This window comes from Streptomyces sp. NPDC046716, assembly GCF_040645755.1.
Taxonomy (GTDB): Bacteria; Actinomycetota; Actinomycetes; order Streptomycetales; family Streptomycetaceae; genus Streptomyces.
Genome location: NZ_JBEYYU010000067.1, coordinates 22,608 through 42,003 on the forward strand (window position 1 = coordinate 22,608; position 19,396 = coordinate 42,003).

Genomic DNA, 19,396 nt, shown 5'->3' on the forward strand with positions numbered 1-19,396 from the left:
CAGGCCCGCTCGGCACACGATGTCCGGGATCAGCGGCGATGCGCCCCGCGGCGCGGCGGCGTGCCGGCCCCCGCGGCGCGGTTGGCGGGACCCGGTCCCGCGAACCACAGCACCAGACCGTTCCGCGACCCGCGCATCGTTTCGACGAGCCGCGCCCCCGACGACGCGCACAGCCGCGAGAAGAGGATCGCGACGAAGGTGCCGAGCAGCAGGCCCACCGCCACGTCGTGCGGGTAGTGCACCCCCACGAAGACCCGGGAGAACGCCATCATGATCGCCATCGGCACCGTCAGCCAGCCGATCTTCGGCCAGGCCAGCGCGAGCCCCACGGCCGCCGCCGCGGCGATGGTGGAGTGATTGGAAGGGAACGACCAGTCTCCGTAGGCGGGGCAGTCGATCAGCGGTGCCAGCGCCCCGCTCACCGCCCGGCAGGGCCGGTCCTCGTCGATCCCCGACTTGGCCACCTCGCTGATCACGTACGCCACGGCGGTGCCCAGCGGAGCGAGCACCGCGACGGCGAGGGCCCGCGGATCACCGCGCCGCGCCCGCCACCAGGCGACGACGAAGAGCACGGCGAACAGCAGCAGCCCCAGTTCGGTCCACACCTCCATCAGGTGCTGGAACCACGACGGAGTGTCGTGGGCGAACTGCAGGATGTCGCGATAGAGATCGGAGTCAATGGTTCCCATGGTGCCGGACAGTATGCAATACAAGGTGAGTGCCACATCTGGCGGCCGTCGCGGCCCCCACCTGACGAAAGACAGGGGTCGCCGTGTGTCCGCGCCGGACGGGGGCATGATGATGATCCTGAAAACTTGCCGTCCGGTGCGGCGGGTGGACACCGGACAACCGCCCGATCTCTCGTAAGGTTTGAGCCGTGGGATCTCTGCGCAATCCGATCGGGCCGCTTCCCTCCTCCATCTACTGGCGCCGGAGGGCAGTTCTGGCGTCCCTTGTGGCGCTGCTCGCGCTGCTGGTCCTCTGGATCGTCAACCTGGGCGGCGGAGGCGGGAACAACGGAGCGGGGGGTGCGAACGGCAAGCACCCGACGGAGTCCATCACGCCCGGCCCCTCCGGCTCCGGCCCCGCGATCAGCCAACACCCCGGCGGGCGCGACACATCGGGCGGCTCCGGCGGCAGCGGATCGGGCAGTGGTTCCGGCGACGGCTCGGGCGACTCGGCGGGCGGCGACGGCGCGGGCAGCGGCGGCGGTACGGCCTCGGGCGACCAGGTCCCGGCCGGTTCCAAACTGCCCGACTGCACGGCGGGCGGCGTGACCCTGTCGGTGCGCAGCCTCCACAACTCGTACGCGCCCGGGGAGAAGCCGCGGATCGAGCTGGCCGCGAAGAACTCCACGGACACGTCCTGCAAGGTCGATCTCGGCCCGCGCACGGCGGTCGTGACGATCACCAAGGCGGACGGCGACAAGGAGTTCTGGTCGTCGAAGGACTGCCCGTCCGGCAACGCCGGGGGCCTGCTGCTCCGCGTCCCGGCCGGCGGCAAGGTCACCCACACCCTCACCTGGGACCGCCGCCCGAGCGCCCCGCAGTGCGCGACCCCGGCGGCGGGCACGGCGACGGCGGGCACCTACCTGGTGGAGGTGAAGGCCCCTCAACTGACGGGCACCCAGACGTCGTTCGTCCTGAAGGACGACTAGGGGCGCGGGGAACCGCGCGAGAAGCGGCCACCGGCCGTCAGCCGTGAAAAGGCCCCCTGAACCAGGCCCCCGCCCAGCCGGCGGAGCTACACGTACCGCTCCAGGATCGAAGACTCCGCGAGCCGCGAAAGCCCCTCGCGCACGCTGCGGGCCCGCGCCTCCCCGACCCCGTCCACGGTCTGGAGGTCGTCGACACTGGCGGCGAGCAGCTTCTGCAGCCCGCCGAAGTGGTCCACGAGACGGTCGATGATGGCCCCGGGCAGCCGCGGCACCTTGGCCAGGAGCCGGAACCCGCGCGGCGAGACCGCCGAGTCCAGCGCCTCCGGAGACCCCGTGTACCCCAGCGCTCGCGCCACGATGGGCAGTTCGAGCAGCTCGCCGTGGTGCAGCGAGTCCAGCTCCGAGAGCGCCTCGTCGACCGTGCGGGAGCGCTTGGCGGTCGGCTCGGGCACATAGTCCCGTACGACGAGCTCCCGCTCGGGCTCCACGCCCGCGATCAACTCGTCGAGCTGGAGCGCCAGCAGGCGGCCGTCGGTGCCCAGCTCCACCACGTACTCGGCGATCTCCGTGGCGATGCGGCGCACCATCTCCAGGCGCTGCGCGACCGCGGTGACGTCCCGGACCGTGACCAGGTCCTCGATCTCCAGGGCGGAGAGCGTGCCCGCCACCTCGTCGAGCCGGAGCTTGTAGCGCTCCAGGGTCGCCAGGGCCTGGTTCGCCCGGGACAGGATCGCCGCCGAGTCCTCCAGGACCCGCCGCTGCCCGTCCACGTACAGCGCGATCAGCCGCATCGACTGGGACACGGAGACCACCGGGAAGCCGACCTGCTTGCTGACGCGGTCGGCGGTGCGGTGCCGGGTGCCGGTCTCCTCGGTGGGGATCGTCGGATCCGGCACCAGCTGCACACCGGCCCGCAGGATCTTGCTGAGGTCGGAGGAGACCACGATGCCGCCGTCCAGCTTGCACAGCTCGCGCAGGCGCGTGGCGCTGAACTCCACGTCCAGGACGAAACCGCCGGTGCACATCGACTCGACCGTCCGGTCGGAGCCGAGGACGATGAGACCTCCGGTGTTCCCCCGGAGGATGCGCTCCAGGCCGTCGCGCAGGGCCGTACCGGGCGCCACCGCGCTCAGCGAGGCGCGCATCAGAGTGTCCGCACCGGAACTCCCGCCGGACTTGCCGGGAGCTGTCGCCCGGTCGTTGGCTGCCACTGCACTCCTCCGGATCGCAGGCTTTTGGGGTGCCCTGGGGTTCTTCGCCTTCGTCCGTCGCGTTCGTACGCACGGGCGAGACCTGGGCAAAGTCTACCGGCGGTCCTCCGTCTCCCGTGGGGCCTCTCGCCGACGGCTCTTCGGCAGCACCCGCAGGGCGTCCCCTATATCGGCGACTTCCAGGACCTTCATACCGGCCGGGACCTTGCCCGGATCGCCCGGTACGAGGGCGTGGGTGAAGCCGAGACGGTGCGCCTCGGCGAGCCGCCGCTGCACGCCCGTGACCCGTCTGACCTCGCCCGCCAGGCCTACTTCTCCGATCGCCACCAGGTTCTTGGGCAGCGGGGTGTCGCTCGCCGCGGAGGCCAGCGCCAGCGCGATCGCGAGGTCCGCGGCGGGCTCGGTGAGCTTCACACCGCCGACCGTCGCGGAGTAGATGTCCCTTTTGCCCAAGGCGCTGATTTTGCCCCGCTGTTCGAGCACCGCCAGCATCATCGAGACGCGGGAGGTCTCCAGGCCCGATGTGGTGCGCCGGGGAGAGGGGATCTGCGAGTCGACGGTGAGCGCCTGCACCTCGGCGACCAGCGGGCGGCGGCCCTCCAGGGTGACCGTGAGACAGGTGCCCGGCACCGGCTCGTCGCGCCGGGTCAGGAACAGGCCGCTCGGGTCGGCCAGGCCCGTGATGCCCTCGTCGTGCAGCTCGAAGCAGCCGACCTCGTCCGTCGTCCCGTACCGGTTCTTGACGCCGCGGACCAGGCGCAGGCGCGCGTGCCGGTCGCCCTCGAAGTTCAGCACCACGTCGACCAGGTGCTCCAGGAGGCGCGGGCCCGCGATCGTGCCCTCCTTCGTGACATGGCCCACGAGGAGTGTGGACATGCCGCGGTCCTTGGAGGCGCGGATCAGCGCTCCGGCCACCTCGCGGACCTGGGCCATGCCGCCCGGCGCCCCGTCGATCTCCGGCGAGGCCACCGTCTGTACGGAGTCCATGATCAGCAGCGACGGCTTCACCGCGTCCAGATGGCCGAGGACGGCGGACAGGTCCGTCTCGGCCGCCAGGTACAGATGGTCGTCGATGGCGTGGATGCGGTCCGCGCGCATCCGCACCTGGGACGCCGACTCCTCGCCCGTCACATAGAGCGTCTTGTGCTGCTCGCTCGCCGACTTCGCGGCGACGTCGAGCAGCAGCGTGGACTTGCCGACGCCGGGCTCGCCCGCGAGCAGCACCACCGCGCCGGGCACCAGGCCGCCGCCGAGCACCCGGTCCAGCTCGGGCACGCCGGTGGTGCGGGCCGTGGCCTGCCGGCCGTCCACCTCGCCGATGGGCAGCGCGGAGGTGGTGACGCGGCCGGGCGCCGTCGTGCGCACCGCCGGGGCGCCGTACTCCTCGATCGTCCCCCAGGCCTGGCACTCGGCGCAGCGGCCCAGCCACTTGGCCGTCTGCCAGCCGCACTCGGTGCAGCGGTACGACGGTCGTTGCTTGCCGCTGTTCGCGGATTTGGTACGGGCAGCCATGGGCGAAACCGTAGCGGGCGCCACTGACAGTCGGCCGCCAGGGCGTCAGCGTGGAATCCGGTGTTCCTGTCCTCTTTTGAGGGATCGTTTCACCCGTAAGGATTAAAAGTGCTCAAGGGGGCGGAAGGGGCACTGGCCGCCGCCTACGGTCGCACAGGTGACAAGCAGCAGGCCGGAAACCCCGACACACACCACCGGCGCACACCGGGCGCATCGCGCCGGGGCCAGGCGGCCGGTGCCGCGCGCTGCCGAGCAGCGCCCGCCCGCGCGCTACGAGCCGTGTCTGGACGGCCTGTTCACCTACTGCCTCTCCGTCCTGTGCGACCACGACGAGGCGATCGCCGCCCTCGGGGACGCCCTCGCCCTCGCCGAGCGGCGCGGCTCCCGCGGCCCCGACGCGGAGAGCGACCGCAGGGCCTGGCTGTACGCGCTGGCCCGCTGGTCCTGCCTGCACCGCCTGGCGGAGGCCAAGCGCCGCAGGCAGCGGGCGCACGCGGCCGGATCCGCCCCGGACACCCCGAGCGCCCCGGACGCGCCGCAGGACGGCCTCCTCCAGGAGGAGCGCCGCAAGCAGCTGGCGCTGCTGGCCTGGCCGGAGGCCGCGGGTACCACCCCCGAGCAGCGCGAGGCGCTGGAGCTCGCGGTCCGCCACCGGCTGTCCGCCGCCGAGGTCGCCGCCGTGCTCGGCTCCGACCCGGGCGCCACGCGCGAGCTGCTCTCCGTCGCCGCCTGCGAGGTCGAGCGCACCCGCGCCGCCCTCGCCGTCGTCGAGACGGGCACCTGCCCGAGCGTCAACCGCCTCACAGGCGACCACCAGCTGCTGCTGTCCGCCGCGCTCCGCCGCGAGCTGGTGCGCCATGTGGACGACTGCCCGCGCTGCCGCCGCACCGCGGAGCGCGCCGTCCCCGGCGCCTGGCCCGGCACCTCCGTCACCCCCGCCGCGCTGCCGCTCGCCGAGGCCCCGCGCGCCGCCCTGCACCACGCGATGCACGCCGCCCACGGCGCGCACCTGCGGGCTCCGCGCTTCGACCGGCGCGGCTTCCCGATGGACCCCAAGGACCGTGCGGCCCGCCGCGACCGGCTGCGCGCGCGTGCCCTCACCACGACGGTCGTCGCGACCGTCGTCGCCGCCCCCGTCTTCGCCCTGTGGGCCGCCTACCGGGGCGCTCCGCTGACCGGCGAGGGCAGCGACGGCCGTTCCGTGAGCGCCAGCGAGGCCGAGGACGCGGGCGGCCTGGACGGCGAGCGAGCCGGGGAGAACGGCGGATTCGGCTACGAGAACGCGGGCAACGCCAGCACCACCCCCGACCCCCGCTTCACCGCGGGCAGCCGCTCGCCCGACGTCTCCGTGGAGGTGATCTCGCCGCCCACGCGCGCGAGTTCGGGCCCCGGCCGGCTCACCGTGACGGCCCAGCCCAGCGGCGGCGCGACGCTCATCACGCTGACCGCGTCCGGCAGCGCGCCCGTGCACTGGTCGGCGTCGACCGGCGCCTCCTGGCTCTGGCTGAGCCAGACGTCGGGCACGCTGAAGCCCGGCGGTTCGAGCACGATCCGGGTGTACGTCGATCACGACCGGGAGCCGGCCGGGCACTGGAGCGCGCGCATCGCCGTCGATCCGTCCGGGGCGGTCATCTCCCTCGACGGCTACGGGCGGCGTCCGGGCGGCGGCCACCACCACCCCGGCCCCGGCCACGGCTCGGGACATCCGGGCGGCGGCTCGGGATCGCCGTCCGAGCCGGACCCCACGCCGACGCCCAGCGACCCCGGCACGTCCGACCCGGACCCCACCCCGACGCCGAGCGACCCGGCGACGAGCGAGCCCGAGCCCACTCCGTCCGACACGGCGAGCCCGGGCCCGGGGGACTCGACGGCGCCGACGCAGTCCCCCTGAGGCCCCGGGGCGGGTGAGGTCAGGAGGAGGCGGGGTCCGCCGGGTGCGGGGCGAGCAGGGGGAGCCCCTTGGGCAGGGCGGCCAGCCGCTCCTCGCACAGCTCGACCAGCTTCGCGTACCCCTCGGCGCCCATCAGCTCGGTCAGCTCCGGGCCGTAGGAGACGTACACCGGGTCGCCGGCGCCGTGCGCCGAGGTCGCCGACGTGCACCACCAGTGCAGGTCGTGGCCGCCCGGGCCCCAGCCGCGCCGGTCGTACTCGCCGATCGAGACCTGGAGCACGCGCGTGTCGTCCGGCCGGTCGATCCACTCGTACGTCCGCCGGACCGGCAGCTGCCAGCACACGTCCGGCTTCGTCTCCAGCGGCTCGCGCCCCTCCTTGAGGGCGAGGATGTGCAGCGAGCAGCCCGCGCCGCCCTTGAAGCCCGGGCGGTTCTGGAAGATGCACGAGCCGTTGTACGGGCGGGTCTGCCGCTCGCCGTCCTCGTCCTTCGACACCCAGCCGGTCTCCGTGCCGACGTCGTGGTGCTGCCAGATGTCGGGAGTGAGCCGGGCCACGAACCCGGCCACGCGCTTCTCGTCGTCCTCGTCCGAGAAGTGGGCGCCCAGCGTGCAGCAGCCGTCGTCCGCGCGTCCCGCCTGGATGCCCTGGCAGCCACTGCCGAAGATGCACGACCAACGAGAGGTCAGCCATGTCAGATCACAGCGGAAGACCTGCTCGTCGTCGGCCGGATCGGGGAACTCGACCCAGGCACGCGGGAAGTCGATGGCCTTCTCGTCCTGCTTCAAGTCCTGGCCCTGCTTCAGCAGTGCCGACTTGGCCTTCTTCTCACTCTTACCGCTTTTGTCGGCCTTGGCCTTTTTCGTCTTTGGCACCGTTCCAGAGTAAGCGCGCGGAGGAGTTCGGTCGGACCTTCCCTGCCAGGGGACCTCACGGGCGCAGTAGCGTTCCGTACATGAGACTCGGTGTCCTCGACGTGGGTTCGAATACGGTCCATCTGCTGGTGGTGGACGCGCACCCGGGTGCCCGGCCGCTGCCCGCGCACTCGCACAAGGCGGAGCTGCGGCTGGCCCAACTCCTCGACGAGCGCGGCGCGATCGGCCCCGACGGGGTGGAGCGCCTCGTCGGCACGGTCAGAGGCGCCCTGGAGGCCGCCGAGGACAAGGGCGTCGAGGACCTGCTGCCGTTCGCCACGTCGGCGGTGCGCGAGGCGACCAACGCGGATGACGTGCTGTCCCGCGTCAAGGACGAGACCGGCGTCGAACTGCGGGTGCTCAGCGGTGCGGAGGAGGCCCGGCTCACCTTCCTGGCGGCCCGCCGCTGGTTCGGCTGGTCCGCGGGCAAGCTCCTCGTCCTCGACATCGGCGGCGGTTCCCTCGAGATCGCGTACGGGATCGACGAGGAGCCGGACGCGGCGGTGTCGCTGCCGCTCGGCGCCGGGCGGCTGACGGCGGGCTGGCTGCCCGGCGACCCGGCCGACCCCGCGGACGTGAAGGCGCTGCGGCGGCACGTGCGGGCGCAGATCGCGCGCACGGTGGGGGAGTTCAGCCGGTTCGGGGCGCCGGACCACGTCGTCGCCACGTCCAAGACGTTCAAGCAGCTGGCCCGGCTCGCCGGGGCCGCCCGCTCCACCGAAGGGCTCTACGTCCAGCGGGAGTTGAAGCGCAGATCCCTGGAGGACTGGGTGCCGCGGCTCGCCGCGATGACGGAGACCGAACGCTCGGAACTCCCCGGTGTCTCGGAGGGCCGCGCGGGCCAGCTGCTCGCCGGGGCGCTGGTCGCGGAGGGCGCGATGGACCTCTTCGGCGTGGAAACCCTGGAAATCTGCCCCTGGGCCCTCCGAGAGGGCGTCATCCTCCGCCACCTGGACCACATGCCTCCCCACCCCCAACCGAACTGACCACGCGACCCCACCACCGCGACCAACGGCGCCACCCTTTCGCCTCCGCGGGTAACTGGCCGCCCTCCCGCCGCCGCGGACAAGGGTGCCGCCCTCCCGCCGCGGACGACGGTGCCGCCCTCCCGCCACCGCGGCCAACGGCGCCGTCCTCCCGCCACCGCGGGTAACTGGGCCGCTCCATCGCCGCTTCGGGCAACCCGACTGCCCCCCGCCGCCGCTTCGGGCAACCCGGCTGCCCCCCCCCGCCGCCGCCTTGGGCAATCTGCCGCCAAGGGCGGCAGGGTGGGCAAGGCGGCCCCCAGCGCGGGGCAAGCGCTCGCACAACCCGCACCCCGGCCCCGGCCCCGCACCCCGGCAGGCCGCCCACCCCAGCACGCCCCGGACCCCGGCCCCGCACCCCGGCAGCCTCGTACCTCAGTGCGCCCCGCACCCCAGCACGCCCCGCACTCCGGCCCCGGCGCCCCCGGCCCCGCATCCAGCAAGCCGTACCCCAGCAAGCCCCACACCCCGGCCCACCCCACCCCCGGTTCCAGCCAAGCGCCCCCCACCCCCGAAGGACCGCCTCCCCACCCCATCGAGAAGGCCCGTACTCTGTCCCCGTGGCAGAACCAGTGGTGCGCATCCCGGATGCGAAGGTCGCCCTGTCGACGGCCTCGGTCTATCCGGAGTCCACGGCGACGGCCTTCGAGATCGCCGCACGCCTGGGCTACGACGGCGTCGAGGTCATGGTCTGGACCGACCCCGTCAGCCAGGACATCGAGGCCCTGCGCCGCCTCAGCGACTACCACCAGATCCCGATCCTGGCCGTCCACGCCCCGTGTCTGCTGATCACACAGCGCGTCTGGTCCACCGACCCGTGGACGAAGCTGCAGCGAGCGAAGAGCGCGGCCGAACGGCTCGGCGCCTCGACGGTCGTCGTCCACCCACCCTTCCGCTGGCAGCGCCAGTACGCCCGCGACTTCGTCGGCGGCATCTGGCGGATGGCGGACGAGACGGACGTCCGGTTCGCCGTTGAGAACATGTACCCGTGGCGCTACCGGGACCGCGAGATGCTCGCGTACGCCCCCGACTGGGACGTCACGAAGGACGACTACCGTCACTTCACCGTCGATCTCAGCCACACGGCGACCGCCCGCACCGACGCGATGCACATGATCGACCGCATGGGCGACCGCCTCGGCCACGTCCACCTCGCGGACGGCAACGGGTCCAACAAGGACGAGCACCTGGTCCCCGGCCGCGGCACCCAGCCCTGCGCCGAGCTTCTCGAACGCCTCGCGACCGGCGGCTTCGACGGCCACGTCGTGATCGAGGTCAACACCCGGCGGGCCATGTCGAGCGCCGAGCGCGAGGCGGACCTCGCCGAGGCCCTGGCCTTCACGCGCCTGCACCTGGCCTCCGCGGTCCGGGTGCCGCGTCCATGACGCCCCCGGACCCGAGCCCGCATCCGACTCCAAGCCCGACGCCGGACCCGAGCCCGACGCCGGAACCCCCGCGCCGCCGCGGCCGCCCGCCCCGTACGCGCACGGAGACCGGCCCGGCCACGCGCGAGCTGATCCTCGCCGCGGCCCGCGAGGAGTTCGCCGAGCGCGGCTTCGAGAAGACGTCCGTACGCGGCATCGCGAAGGCGGCCGGCGTCGACCCGGCGCTCGTGCACCACTACTTCGGCACCAAGGAACAGGTCTTCGCCGCGTCGATCGAGGTGGCGTTCGCCCCCGCGCTGCAAGCACCCGCCGCGGTGGAGGACGGGCCGCTCGAAGCGGTCGGGGAGCGGCTGACCCGCTTCATCTTCGGGGTCTGGGAGAACCCGGCCACCCGGGCCCCGCTGCTCGCCATCGTCCGCTCCGCCGTCAACAACGAGACCGCGGCCGCCGTCTTCCGGCGCCTGATCGCGGCCCAGCTGCTCTCCCGGCTGGCCCGCCGCCTCGACGTGCCCGAGCGGGAGGCCGAGCTACGGGTCTCGCTGGCCGCCGCGCAGTTGGTGGGGACGGCGATGCTCCGCTACGTGATCAAGGCGGAGCCGCTGGCGTCCGCCGACGCCGAGGACCTCATCGCCCGGCTCGCGCCGGTGGTCCAGCGGCACCTCACGGGACCGTAGAGATCATCCGGACTGATCTCTGAGACGGCCGTCCCGCCATCCGGACACCTGGTCCGGATCCCGGAGGGGCGGCGTAGGCTCGTGAACCAGTCTTTTCTGTCTGAAGGTCTGAAGGTCTGTAGGCCTGCTCCGCAGGCCCGAACTGAAGGAGCGAGCGGCGATGCCCGAGCTGAGGTCCCGCACAGTCACCCACGGCCGCAACATGGCGGGCGCCCGCGCCCTTATGCGCGCCTCCGGTGTACCCGGTGCGGACATCGGCCGGAAGCCGATCATCGCCGTCGCCAACTCGTTCACCGAGTTCGTGCCCGGCCACACGCACCTGGCGCCGGTCGGCCGCATCGTGAGCGACGCCATCACGGCGGCTGGCGGCATCGCCCGTGAGTTCAACACGATCGCGGTCGACGACGGCATCGCGATGGGCCACGGCGGCATGCTCTACAGCCTGCCCTCGCGCGACCTGATCGCCGACTCGGTCGAGTACATGGTCGAGGCCCACTGCGCGGACGCGCTGGTCTGCATCTCGAACTGCGACAAGATCACGCCCGGCATGCTGATGGCGGCGCTCCGCCTCAACATCCCGACGATCTTCGTCTCGGGCGGCCCGATGGAGTCCGGCCGCGCCACCCTGGTCGACGGCACGGTCCGCACGCTCGACCTGGTCGACGCCATGTCGGAGGCGGTCAACGACAAGATCTCCGACGAGGACATCCTCCGTATCGAGGAGAACGCCTGTCCGACCTGCGGCTCGTGTTCCGGCATGTTCACCGCCAACTCGATGAACTGCCTCACCGAGGCCATCGGCCTGAGCCTCCCGGGCAACGGCTCGGTGCTCGCCACGCACACCGCCCGCAAGGCGCTGTACGAGCGCGCGGGCGCGACGGCCGTCGAGCTGACGAAGCGCTACTACGGCGAGGACGACGCCTCGGTCCTGCCGCGCAACATCGCCACGCACGCGGCGTTCGAGAACGCGATGGCGCTCGACATCGCCATGGGCGGCTCCACCAACACGATCCTGCACCTGCTGGCGGCCGCGCAGGAGGCCGAGGTCGACTACAACCTCGACCACATCAACGCCGTCTCGCGCCGCGTCCCCTGCCTGGCCAAGGTCGCGCCGAACGTCGCGGGCTCGAAGACGTACTACATGGAGGACGTGCACCGCGCCGGCGGCATCCCCGCGATCCTCGGCGAGCTGTACCGCGGCGGTCTGCTGAACGAGGACGTCACCACCGTCCACACCCCCTCCATCAAGGAGTGGCTGGACACCTGGGACATCCGCAGCGGCTCGACCTCCGAGGAAGCCCTCGAACTGTGGCACGCGGCCCCCGGCTGCGTCCGCTCCGCCGAGGCCTTCTCGCAGTCCGAGCGCTGGGACACCCTGGACACGGACGCCGCGGGCGGCTGCATCCGCGACGTCGCCCACGCCTACTCCGCGGACGGCGGCCTCGCGGTCCTCAAGGGCAACCTGGCGGAGGACGGCTGCGTCGTGAAGACGGCCGGCGTCGACGAGTCGATCTGGACCTTCGAGGGCCCGGCCGTCGTCTGCGAGTCGCAGGAGGAGGCCGTCCAGAAGATCCTCACCCAGCAGGTCAAGGAGGGCGACGTCGTCGTCATCCGCTACGAGGGCCCCAAGGGCGGCCCGGGCATGCAGGAGATGCTGTACCCGACCTCGTACCTGAAGGGCCGCGGCCTGGGCAAGGCCTGCGCCCTGGTCACCGACGGCCGCTTCTCCGGCGGCACCTCGGGCCTGTCCATCGGCCACGCCTCGCCCGAGGCGGCCTCCGGCGGCACGATCGCGCTCGTCGAGGACGGCGACCGCATCCGCATCGACATCCCGAACCGCACCATCGAACTGCTGGTCGCGGACGAGGAGCTGGCCGGCCGCCGCGCCGCCCTCGACGGGGTGTACGCCCCGAAGAACCGCGAGCGCAAGGTCTCCCAGGCCCTGCGCGCGTACGCCGCGATGGCCACCAGCGCCGACAAGGGCGCGGTCCGCGACGTGTCCAAGCTGGGCTGACCGGCTGACGCACCGCGTCACCAGTCTTCGGGACGGGCCGCGTCCTTCCCGAAGACGGTGCCGTCGGGCGCGCCCGCGAACACCTTCCCGCCGCTCACGACGGGCGTCGGCAGATCCCCGAGCGTCTGGTCGGGGTGCGCCGACGGCCGGGGCCGGGTCTGCCCGAGCGGGGCGCCGGTGCGGGCCGACACGGCGAGCAGCCGCCCGTCGGGCGCCGTGTAGAAGACGACGCCGTCCGCCGCCACGGGGCGGGAGGGCCGGCTGACCCCGGTGTCCCGCTGCCAGCGCACCGCGTCCTTCCCCGGCGTGCCCGGCCGGGGATCGACGGCGACGAGCCGCCCGCCGGCCGCGTAGACGTGGACGGTCCCGCCGCTCTCGGCGGCCTCCGCCAGATCGACGGGCGGGTCCAGCGCGACCCGGTGTGCCTGGTGGGTCCGGGTGTCGACGCTGACCACGCCGTCGGCCAGCTGCCGCAGGTCGAGCGAGAGCAGGTGCAGCGCGCCGTCCCCGGCCGCGAAGGGGTGCAGATCGCCCGCCGCGCGGGTCGACCACGTCACCCGCCCGTCGCTCGCGGACACCGCGCTGACGTCGGTCGCCGAGCCGTCCTGCGAGGTCCGCACCCGGAAGAACGTCCCCGCGCCGTCGGCCAGCCACTCCGTCCCCCCGCCGCCCAGGCTCCGGGTCCACAGCGGCCGCCCGGTCGCACTGTCCAGGGCTCGCACGGTGCCGTCCGCCGCGATGAGCAGCGTGGTGCCCGCCGACGTCTCGACCGCGTCGACGCCGGCGGTGTCACGGGTCCAGCGCGCCGTGCCCGTACGGGGATCGAGCGCCGTCAGCCGGTCGTCCGCGACGACGTGCAGCAGCCCGCCGGACAGCGTCGTGGGTGCCTGCGGCGCCCCGCCCGCCCGGTGCCGCCACAGGATCCGTCCGTCCGCCGGATCGAGCCGGGCGACGACGCCGTCGTCCGTCACGCAGTACAGCGCGCCCGCGCCCGCCGTGCAGACGGGCGGAGTGCCGCCCGACGCGTCGAGCCGGACGCTCCAGGGCGTGAAGGCGTCCGCGGAGGCGGCGGGCCCCTGTGCCGCCGGGCCCTCCTGACCGTCAGGGGCCAGCGCGCCGGTGACCAGCGCCGCGACACCGCCGACGAGCAGCACACCGATCGCGGCGGCCAGAACCACCCGTGGCCGCCGCCCGCGCTTCGCCGCCGCACCGGAACCGGTTCCGGTGCCGGTCTCCGCCGGGCGACGACCCGGCCGCGTCCGCACCCGCGTGCTGCCGGTGTCGGGCCGTGCCCGCTCACCCGGGCCCGGCCCGCGCTGCGCGGGTATCAGCGGCACCGACGCCGGCAGCTCCTCCGGGAGCTGCCGCAGGGAGTCCATGATCTCGGCGGGGGAGGGCCGCTCGGCCGGATCCTTGGCCAGACAGCGCCGGATCAGCGGCACGAGCGGGCCGGGGACACCGGACAGCTCCGGCTCGTCGTGCACCACCTGGTAGGCGACGAGGTACGGGCTGTCGGAGTCGAAGGGCCCGCGCCCGCTCGCCGCGTGGGCGAGCACGGCCCCCATGGCGAACACATCGGCGGCCGGGCCCACTTCGCGCGGCCGCTGGAACTGCTCCGGCGCCATGAAGGGCGGCGAGCCGATCAACTTGCCGGTCTCCGTACGCAGTTCACTGTCCACGGGACGCGAGATGCCGAAGTCGATGACCTTCGGGCCGTCCGCGGCGAGCAGCACGTTGCTCGGCTTCAGATCGCGGTGCACCACACCGACGCGATGGATGTCGTGCAGCGCCTCCGCGAGCCCGGCCCCGAGCCTGCACACCTCGACGACGCCCAGCGCACCGTTCCGCTTCACCCGCTCCGCGAGCGTGTCACCCGGGATGAACAGCGTGGCCATCCACGGCAGCCGGGCGGCCGGGTCGGCGTCCACGACCGGCGCGGTGAAGGCACCGCTGACCCGGCGCGCGGCACTGACCTCCTGCCGGAAACGGGCCCGGAACTCGGGATCCGCCGCGTACTGGGCATGCACGATCTTGACGGCGAGCCGCAGCCCCGAGGGGGACGTGGCCAGATGGACCACGCCCATGCCGCCCGTTCCCAGGCATTCCTCCAGGCGATAGCGACCGGCATACCCCGGACGCTCCGCTTCCGGCCCGGGTCCGGTGCTGCGCAGCGGCGGCATCGTCCACCCCCGTGTACTTGAGTCCGCAAGCGCGACGCACGGAGCCTAGTCGATGATGCGTGCGATGCCGGAGGGGCTTGCTAGCCTGCGCGCGTCGCACGGCGCGACGCGCGTCACGGACGTCAACGGGGGAGATTCACATGGCAGTTGAGAACACCGACATAGCCGACATGGTCGACACGGCGGACACGAGCGGCGCCGGGAGCGCCGTGGAAAGCACCGTGGAGAGCGCCGCCGCCACGGCCGTCCGCTACCCGGTCGCCCCGGGCGTCCGCCTCAAGGTGCGCAGCGGCCCCGGCACCCAGTACCAGCTGGTCCGCACCCTCCCGCTCGGCGCCAGCGTGCCGATCACCTGCCAGAAGCCCGGCGAGTGGATCACCGGCACCTACGGCACCACGAACATCTGGGACAACATCGGCAGCGGCCAGTACGTCTCGGACTCCTACGTGAAGACGGGCAGCGACGGTTACGTGGCACCGCGCTGCTCCTGACGGGCCGCACCGGGCCGGGCGGGCGGTGGCCCTACGCACCCGCGCGCCCGGCCCGGTGATAATCGACCCGTGAGCGACGAAACCGGCACCCCCACTCCGAGCACCCCCGGCCCCCGCCCCGAGGAGATCCGTTTCTTCGGTACGACCTGGGTCGACCGCACCGGGCACTACGGGCTGCGCCGCGCAGGCGTCGGCATCGGCGCCCTCGTGCTGGCCGTCGCCGGCTGCTTCGTACTGCGCTTCGCCTACCAGGGCCTGGCCATGGCCGACGTGGGCTCCTTCGTGAACGTGCTGCTCGTCGCCGCGTTCGCGATCTGCAGCGCCCTCGGCTTCAGCCGCACCTGGGGCGGCTTCTCCGAACGCCCCGACCCCGAGAAGCAGGCGTCGATGCGCGGCTTCCTCGCGATCGGCTTCGTCGGCGTCCTCGCCGCGTACGGCCTGCGCTGCCTGACCGAGGCCCCGGGCGAGAAGCTGCGGCGCCGCGAGTACGAGACCGCGCGCGAGCAGTACGAGCGCCGCACGACCCGGCGCACCGGCAACCCGGCCAGGAAGAAGTCCGGCGGCAAGCAGCGCAAGGGCTGACCGCCTCCTGACAGCGGGCGCCGCGCACGGACACGATGGCGTCATGACAGACGAAACGCCGCTGGACGCCCGCCCGGACTCCGACTTCGCGCTCTCCTTCGACGGGGTCGCCGCCCAGTACGCCACGGCCCGCCCGAGCTACCCGCCCGCGCTCCTCGACACCGTCGAGGACCTGGCCGGCACCTCCCTGCGCGGGAAACGGGTCCTCGATGTCGGCGCGGGCACCGGCATCGCCACGGCCCTGCTGCGCGACCGGGGCGCCGACGTCATCGCCGTGGAGCCCGGACCCGGCATGGGCGCCCAGTTCCGCACGGCCCTCCCCGACGTCCCGCTGGTCCGCGCCTACGGCGACGCCCTCCCGTTCGCCGACGCCACCGCGGACCTCATCACGTACGCCCAGTCCTGGCACTGGACCGACCCGGCCCGCTCGGTCCCCGAGGCCCTGCGCGTCCTGCGCCCCGGCGGCGCGCTCGCCCTGTGGTGGAACGTCCCCGACCCGGACGTCGAGTGGTCCGCGGCCCAGGAACGCCGCCTCCAGGAACGCCTGCCGGGCTACCACCGCCACGGCGTCAGCTCCGACGCCGCCCGCATCATCACCTCCCTCGGCCTGCCCCTGCCGCCCACCACCGCCTTCCGCCGCCTGCACTGGACCCGCCGCATCCCGCTCGACCTGCACCTCGCCCATCTCGCCAGCCGCTCGTACTTCGTCGTGCTGGGCCCGGAGCGGTCGAAACCGGTCCTGGAGGACGAACGCGCCCACCTCCTGCGCCACTTCCCCGACGGCACGGTCGACGACGCCTACGCCGTGGAGCTCACCGTCGTACGCCGCCCATGACCTTGACGGCACGACCCGCGAGCGGGATATTCATCAGGTGATGAATAAACGCACGGGCGGGCGAGCCCCCGGCACCGGGGACACCGGAGCCCGCCCGGCCGTCCACGCCACCGGCCTCTCGGTCGTCCGCGGCACCCGCCGGGTCCTGCGCGACCTCGCCTTCACCGTTCCGCGCGGCCGGATCACCGGCCTCCTCGGCCCGTCCGGCTGCGGCAAGTCGACCCTGCTGCGCGCCCTCGTCGGCACCCAGGCCAAGGTCACCGGCACCCTCACCGTCCTCGACCACCCGGCGGGCCACCCGAGCCTGCGCCCACGGGTCGGGTACGTCACCCAGGCCCCGTCCGTCTATCTCGACCTGACCGTCCACCAGAACCTGGACTACTTCGCCGCGGTCCTCCTCCCCGGCACCGGCCGCACCGCAGCCGCCGGCCGCCGCGCGGAGGTCGACCGTGTGCTGGCCGCCGTGGACCTCACCACCCACACCCACGCCCTGGCCGGCACCCTCTCCGGCGGCCAGCTCAGCCGGGTCTCCCTGGCGGTGGCCCTCCTCGGCACCCCCGACCTCCTGGTCCTGGACGAACCGACGGTCGGCCTCGACCCCGTCCTCCGCCGCGACCTGTGGCGCCTCTTCCACGACCTCACCCGCACCCACGGCACCACCCTCCTCGTCTCCTCCCACGTCATGGACGAGGCCGAGCGCTGCGACCGCCTCCTCCTCATGCGCGACGGCGAACTCCTGGCCGAGGACACCCCCGAGGCCCTGCGCACCACCACCGGCACGGACACGGTCGAGGAGGCCTTCCTGCACCTGGTGGACGCGGCCCGGACCGGCTGAACCGACCGAACGCGACCGACGGAAGAAAGCGGCCGACCGGCATGAACATCCACCGCACCACCGCCACCACGACCCGGGTCCTGCGCCAGCTCCGCCACGACCCCCGCACCATCGCCCTGATGCTCCTGGTCCCGTGCCTGATGCTGCTCCTGCTGCGCTACGTGTTCGACGGCAGCCCCCGCACCTTCGACTCCATCGGCGCCTCGCTGCTCGGCATCTTCCCGCTGATCACGATGTTCCTGGTGACCTCGATCGCGACCCTGCGCGAACGCACCTCGGGCACCCTCGAACGCCTCCTCGCGATGCCCATGGCCAAGGGCGACCTGATCGCGGGCTACGCCCTCGCGTTCGGCACCGTCGCGGTCGTCCAGTCGGCGCTCGCCACGGGCCTCGCCCTCTGGGTCCTCGACCTGAACGTCACCGGCTCGGCCTGGCTGCTCCTCCTGGTGGCCCTCCTCGACGCCCTGCTCGGCACGGCCCTCGGCCTCTTCGTCTCGGCCTTCGCGGCCTCCGAGTTCCAGGCGGTCCAGTTCCTGCCGGCGGTGATCTTCCCCCAGCTCCTCCTGTGCGGCCTGTTCACCGCCAGGGACACCATGCAACCGGTACTGAAGGCGACCTCGAACGTCCTCCCCATGTCCTACGCGGTCGACGGCATGAACGAGGTCCTGCGCCACACCGACCCCACCGCCACCTACCTCCGCGACGTCCTGATCGTCGCCGGCTGCACCGTCCTGGTCCTGGTCGTCGGCGCGGCCACCCTGCGCCGCCGCACCCCCTGACCCGCGTCCGCCCACCGGACACCCGCAGGGCCCCGCCCCGCCCGATGCGAGGATGCCCAGGACCCCATGCACGGAACGGGACGACGCAAGCCACGCACCACGGGAGGTCCACGCCCATGAGCCACAAGGTCGCCGTACTCGGCACAGGCAAGATCGGTGAAGCCCTGCTCAGCGGAATGATCCGCGGCGGCTGGGCCCCGGAGGATCTCCTGGTCACCGCCCGCCGCCCGGAGCGCGCCGAGGAACTGCGCACCCGGCACGGCGTCACCCCCGTCACCAACCAGGAGGCCGCCAAGCAGGCCGACACCCTGATCCTGACGGTGAAGCCCCAGGACATGGGCACCCTCCTCGCCGAACTGGCCCCCCACGTCCCGGCCGACCGCCTGATCATCAGCGGCGCGGCCGGCATCCCCACCACGTACTTCGAGGAACGTCTCCCCGAGGGCACCCCGGTGGTCCGCGTCATGACGAACACCCCGGCCCTCGTCGACGAGGCGATGTCCGTCATCTCCGCCGGCACCCACGCCACCGAGGCCCACCTGGCGCACGCCGAGGACATCTTCGGCTCGGTCGGCAAGACCCTCCGCGTCCCGGAGAACCAGCAGGACGCCTGCACCGCCCTCTCCGGCTCGGGCCCGGCCTACTTCTTCTACCTGGTCGAGGCCATGACGGACGCCGGCATCCTCCTTGGGCTCCCGCGCGACAAGGCCCACGACCTCATCGTCCAGTCCGCGATCGGCGCGGCCACGATGCTCCGCGACAGCGGCGAACACCCGGTCAAGCTCCGCGAGAACGTCACGTCCCCGGCCGGTACGACCATCAACGCGATCCGCGAGCTGGAGAACCACGGCGTACGAGCCGCGCTCATCGCCGCCCTCGAAGCGGCCCGCGACCGCAGCCGCGCCCTGGCCTCCGGCAACAACAGCTGACAGCTGCCACCGGCACAGGCCCGGGGCACGGAGTTGACACGCCCCGGGCCGGTCCGTAGTGTGCTCCGAGTTGTCCGACGTGAGCGCCGACCCCGGTCGGTCCCCGGACAGCCATTCCGCAAGACCCACTCAAACGCACGACGACTGGTTTCTCTCTGTCGTCGTGACACTGTTTGCGCGCGCTTTTGCGAAATGAGGAATCTCCGTTCGAAAGAATGGAGGACCTGGACCCCGATTAGCTCGGGAGCCGGGATTCCGCTAAAGTCTCACTCGTCGGAACGGCCCAACAGGCCGGGAAGACAAGCCCCCTGACTGGGAATCAGGCCCGAAAGGATCTGATAGAGTCGGACTCGCCGGAAAGCCGAAAGGCCGGAAAGCGAAGCAAGATCCCGAGGAAATCGGCCGGTAAAACGGTCTGATAGAGTCGGAAACACGAAATACCGAAGGGAAGCGCCCGGAGGAAAGCCCGAGAGGGTGAGTACA

The 19,396-nt window shown here is 72.9% G+C and carries 17 protein-coding genes; 12 read left to right on the forward strand and 5 right to left on the reverse strand.

From position 1 onward, the window contains the following. Positions 1–29: 29 nt before the first annotated feature. Positions 30–689 carry a phosphatase PAP2 family protein gene (locus ABZ930_RS34675; protein WP_361557097.1) on the reverse strand — a complete coding sequence of 220 codons (660 nt, stop codon included), beginning with the start codon at positions 687–689 and terminating at the stop codon, positions 30–32. Between the two features lie 188 nt (positions 690–877). Between ABZ930_RS34675 and ABZ930_RS34680 the strand changes: the two genes are divergently transcribed. After that, the gene (locus ABZ930_RS34680; protein ID WP_361557100.1) at positions 878–1,657 is read left to right on the forward strand and encodes a hypothetical protein; all 780 of its coding nucleotides are present in this window, start codon (positions 878–880) and stop codon (positions 1,655–1,657) included. An 86-nt stretch (positions 1,658–1,743) separates the two neighbouring features. On the opposite strand, the gene disA is transcribed toward ABZ930_RS34680, so the two are convergent. Together disA and radA are read right to left on the reverse strand one after the other, a co-directional pair. Beyond that, complete coding sequence (disA, locus tag ABZ930_RS34685; protein ID WP_361557103.1) at positions 1,744–2,868, reverse strand: DNA integrity scanning diadenylate cyclase DisA; 1,125 nt, start codon at positions 2,866–2,868, stop codon at positions 1,744–1,746. A 93-nt stretch (positions 2,869–2,961) separates the two neighbouring features. Continuing rightward, entirely contained in the window at positions 2,962–4,380 is a 1,419-nt protein-coding gene (radA, locus tag ABZ930_RS34690) for a DNA repair protein RadA (protein WP_361557106.1), read from the reverse strand. Positions 4,381–4,537: 157 nt separating this feature from the next. Between radA and ABZ930_RS34695 the strand changes: the two genes are divergently transcribed. Then, complete coding sequence (locus ABZ930_RS34695; protein ID WP_361557109.1) at positions 4,538–6,271, forward strand: hypothetical protein; 1,734 nt, start codon at positions 4,538–4,540, stop codon at positions 6,269–6,271. 19 nt (positions 6,272–6,290) lie between these two features. On the opposite strand, the gene ABZ930_RS34700 is transcribed toward ABZ930_RS34695, so the two are convergent. Continuing rightward, on the reverse strand, positions 6,291–7,145 hold the full coding sequence (locus ABZ930_RS34700; protein WP_361557112.1) for a hypothetical protein: 855 nt from the start codon (positions 7,143–7,145) through the stop codon (positions 6,291–6,293). Positions 7,146–7,225: 80 nt separating this feature from the next. Between ABZ930_RS34700 and ABZ930_RS34705 the strand changes: the two genes are divergently transcribed. From ABZ930_RS34705 to ilvD, 4 genes are all read left to right on the forward strand, one after another. Further along, positions 7,226–8,170, forward strand: coding sequence for a Ppx/GppA phosphatase family protein (locus ABZ930_RS34705; RefSeq protein ID WP_361557115.1), 945 nt, complete (start codon positions 7,226–7,228; stop codon positions 8,168–8,170). A gap of 599 nt (positions 8,171–8,769) precedes the next feature. Then, positions 8,770–9,594, forward strand: coding sequence for a sugar phosphate isomerase/epimerase (locus tag ABZ930_RS34710; RefSeq protein WP_361557118.1), 825 nt, complete (start codon positions 8,770–8,772; stop codon positions 9,592–9,594). Continuing rightward, complete coding sequence (locus ABZ930_RS34715) at positions 9,591–10,268, forward strand: TetR family transcriptional regulator (protein ID WP_361557121.1); 678 nt, start codon at positions 9,591–9,593, stop codon at positions 10,266–10,268. Before ABZ930_RS34710 ends, ABZ930_RS34715 begins: the two co-directional genes overlap by 4 nt. 160 nt (positions 10,269–10,428) lie before the next feature. Further along, on the forward strand, positions 10,429–12,282 hold the full coding sequence (gene ilvD / locus ABZ930_RS34720; protein ID WP_361557124.1) for a dihydroxy-acid dehydratase: 1,854 nt from the start codon (positions 10,429–10,431) through the stop codon (positions 12,280–12,282). Positions 12,283–12,299: 17 nt separating this feature from the next. Here the strand turns inward: ilvD and ABZ930_RS34725 are convergent, their stop codons facing one another. Further along, positions 12,300–14,462 (reverse strand): serine/threonine-protein kinase, encoded by a 2,163-nt coding sequence (locus ABZ930_RS34725; RefSeq protein WP_361557127.1) that lies wholly within the window; start codon positions 14,460–14,462, stop codon positions 12,300–12,302. Between the two features lie 170 nt (positions 14,463–14,632). Here ABZ930_RS34725 and ABZ930_RS34730 point away from each other — a divergent pair, with 170 nt between their 5' ends. From ABZ930_RS34730 to proC, 6 genes are all read left to right on the forward strand, one after another. Then, on the forward strand, positions 14,633–14,953 hold the full coding sequence (locus tag ABZ930_RS34730) for a peptidase (RefSeq protein WP_361557146.1): 321 nt from the start codon (positions 14,633–14,635) through the stop codon (positions 14,951–14,953). 69 nt (positions 14,954–15,022) lie between these two features. Then, positions 15,023–15,535, forward strand: a complete 513-nt coding sequence (locus ABZ930_RS34735) for an EamA/RhaT family transporter (RefSeq protein WP_361557130.1) — start codon at positions 15,023–15,025, stop codon at positions 15,533–15,535. A gap of 43 nt (positions 15,536–15,578) precedes the next feature. Next, a complete protein-coding gene (locus ABZ930_RS34740) occupies positions 15,579–16,370 on the forward strand; it encodes a class I SAM-dependent methyltransferase (protein ID WP_361557133.1) in 792 nt (263 codons plus the stop codon). Between the two features lie 40 nt (positions 16,371–16,410). Next, positions 16,411–17,205: an ABC transporter ATP-binding protein gene (locus ABZ930_RS34745; protein WP_361557136.1), complete on the forward strand. Its 795-nt coding sequence runs from the start codon at positions 16,411–16,413 to the stop codon at positions 17,203–17,205. 41 nt (positions 17,206–17,246) lie between these two features. Beyond that, positions 17,247–17,984, forward strand: a complete 738-nt coding sequence (locus tag ABZ930_RS34750) for an ABC transporter permease (RefSeq protein WP_361557139.1) — start codon at positions 17,247–17,249, stop codon at positions 17,982–17,984. 116 nt (positions 17,985–18,100) lie between these two features. After that, positions 18,101–18,913 carry a pyrroline-5-carboxylate reductase gene (gene proC, locus ABZ930_RS34755; RefSeq protein ID WP_111662698.1) on the forward strand — a complete coding sequence of 271 codons (813 nt, stop codon included), beginning with the start codon at positions 18,101–18,103 and terminating at the stop codon, positions 18,911–18,913. Positions 18,914–19,396: the final 483 nt, after the last annotated feature.

Excerpts from the sequence above, each read along its gene's own strand:
- ABZ930_RS34715 (WP_361557121.1), top strand. The coding sequence starts at position 9,591 with ATGACGCCCCCGGACCCGAGCCCGCATCCGACTCCAAGCCCGACGCCG.
- ABZ930_RS34730 (WP_361557146.1), top strand. The coding sequence starts at position 14,633 with ATGGTCGACACGGCGGACACGAGCGGCGCCGGGAGCGCCGTGGAAAGC.
- radA (WP_361557106.1), bottom strand. The coding sequence starts at position 4,380 with ATGGCTGCCCGTACCAAATCCGCGAACAGCGGCAAGCAACGACCGTCG.
- ABZ930_RS34745 (WP_361557136.1), top strand. The coding sequence starts at position 16,411 with ATGAATAAACGCACGGGCGGGCGAGCCCCCGGCACCGGGGACACCGGA.
- proC (WP_111662698.1), top strand. The coding sequence starts at position 18,101 with ATGAGCCACAAGGTCGCCGTACTCGGCACAGGCAAGATCGGTGAAGCC.
- ilvD (WP_361557124.1), top strand. The coding sequence starts at position 10,429 with ATGCCCGAGCTGAGGTCCCGCACAGTCACCCACGGCCGCAACATGGCG.
- ABZ930_RS34705 (WP_361557115.1), top strand. The coding sequence starts at position 7,226 with ATGAGACTCGGTGTCCTCGACGTGGGTTCGAATACGGTCCATCTGCTG.
- ABZ930_RS34740 (WP_361557133.1), top strand. The coding sequence starts at position 15,579 with ATGACAGACGAAACGCCGCTGGACGCCCGCCCGGACTCCGACTTCGCG.
- ABZ930_RS34750 (WP_361557139.1), top strand. The coding sequence starts at position 17,247 with ATGAACATCCACCGCACCACCGCCACCACGACCCGGGTCCTGCGCCAG.
- ABZ930_RS34725 (WP_361557127.1), bottom strand. The coding sequence starts at position 14,462 with ATGCCGCCGCTGCGCAGCACCGGACCCGGGCCGGAAGCGGAGCGTCCG.
- ABZ930_RS34675 (WP_361557097.1), bottom strand. The coding sequence starts at position 689 with ATGGGAACCATTGACTCCGATCTCTATCGCGACATCCTGCAGTTCGCC.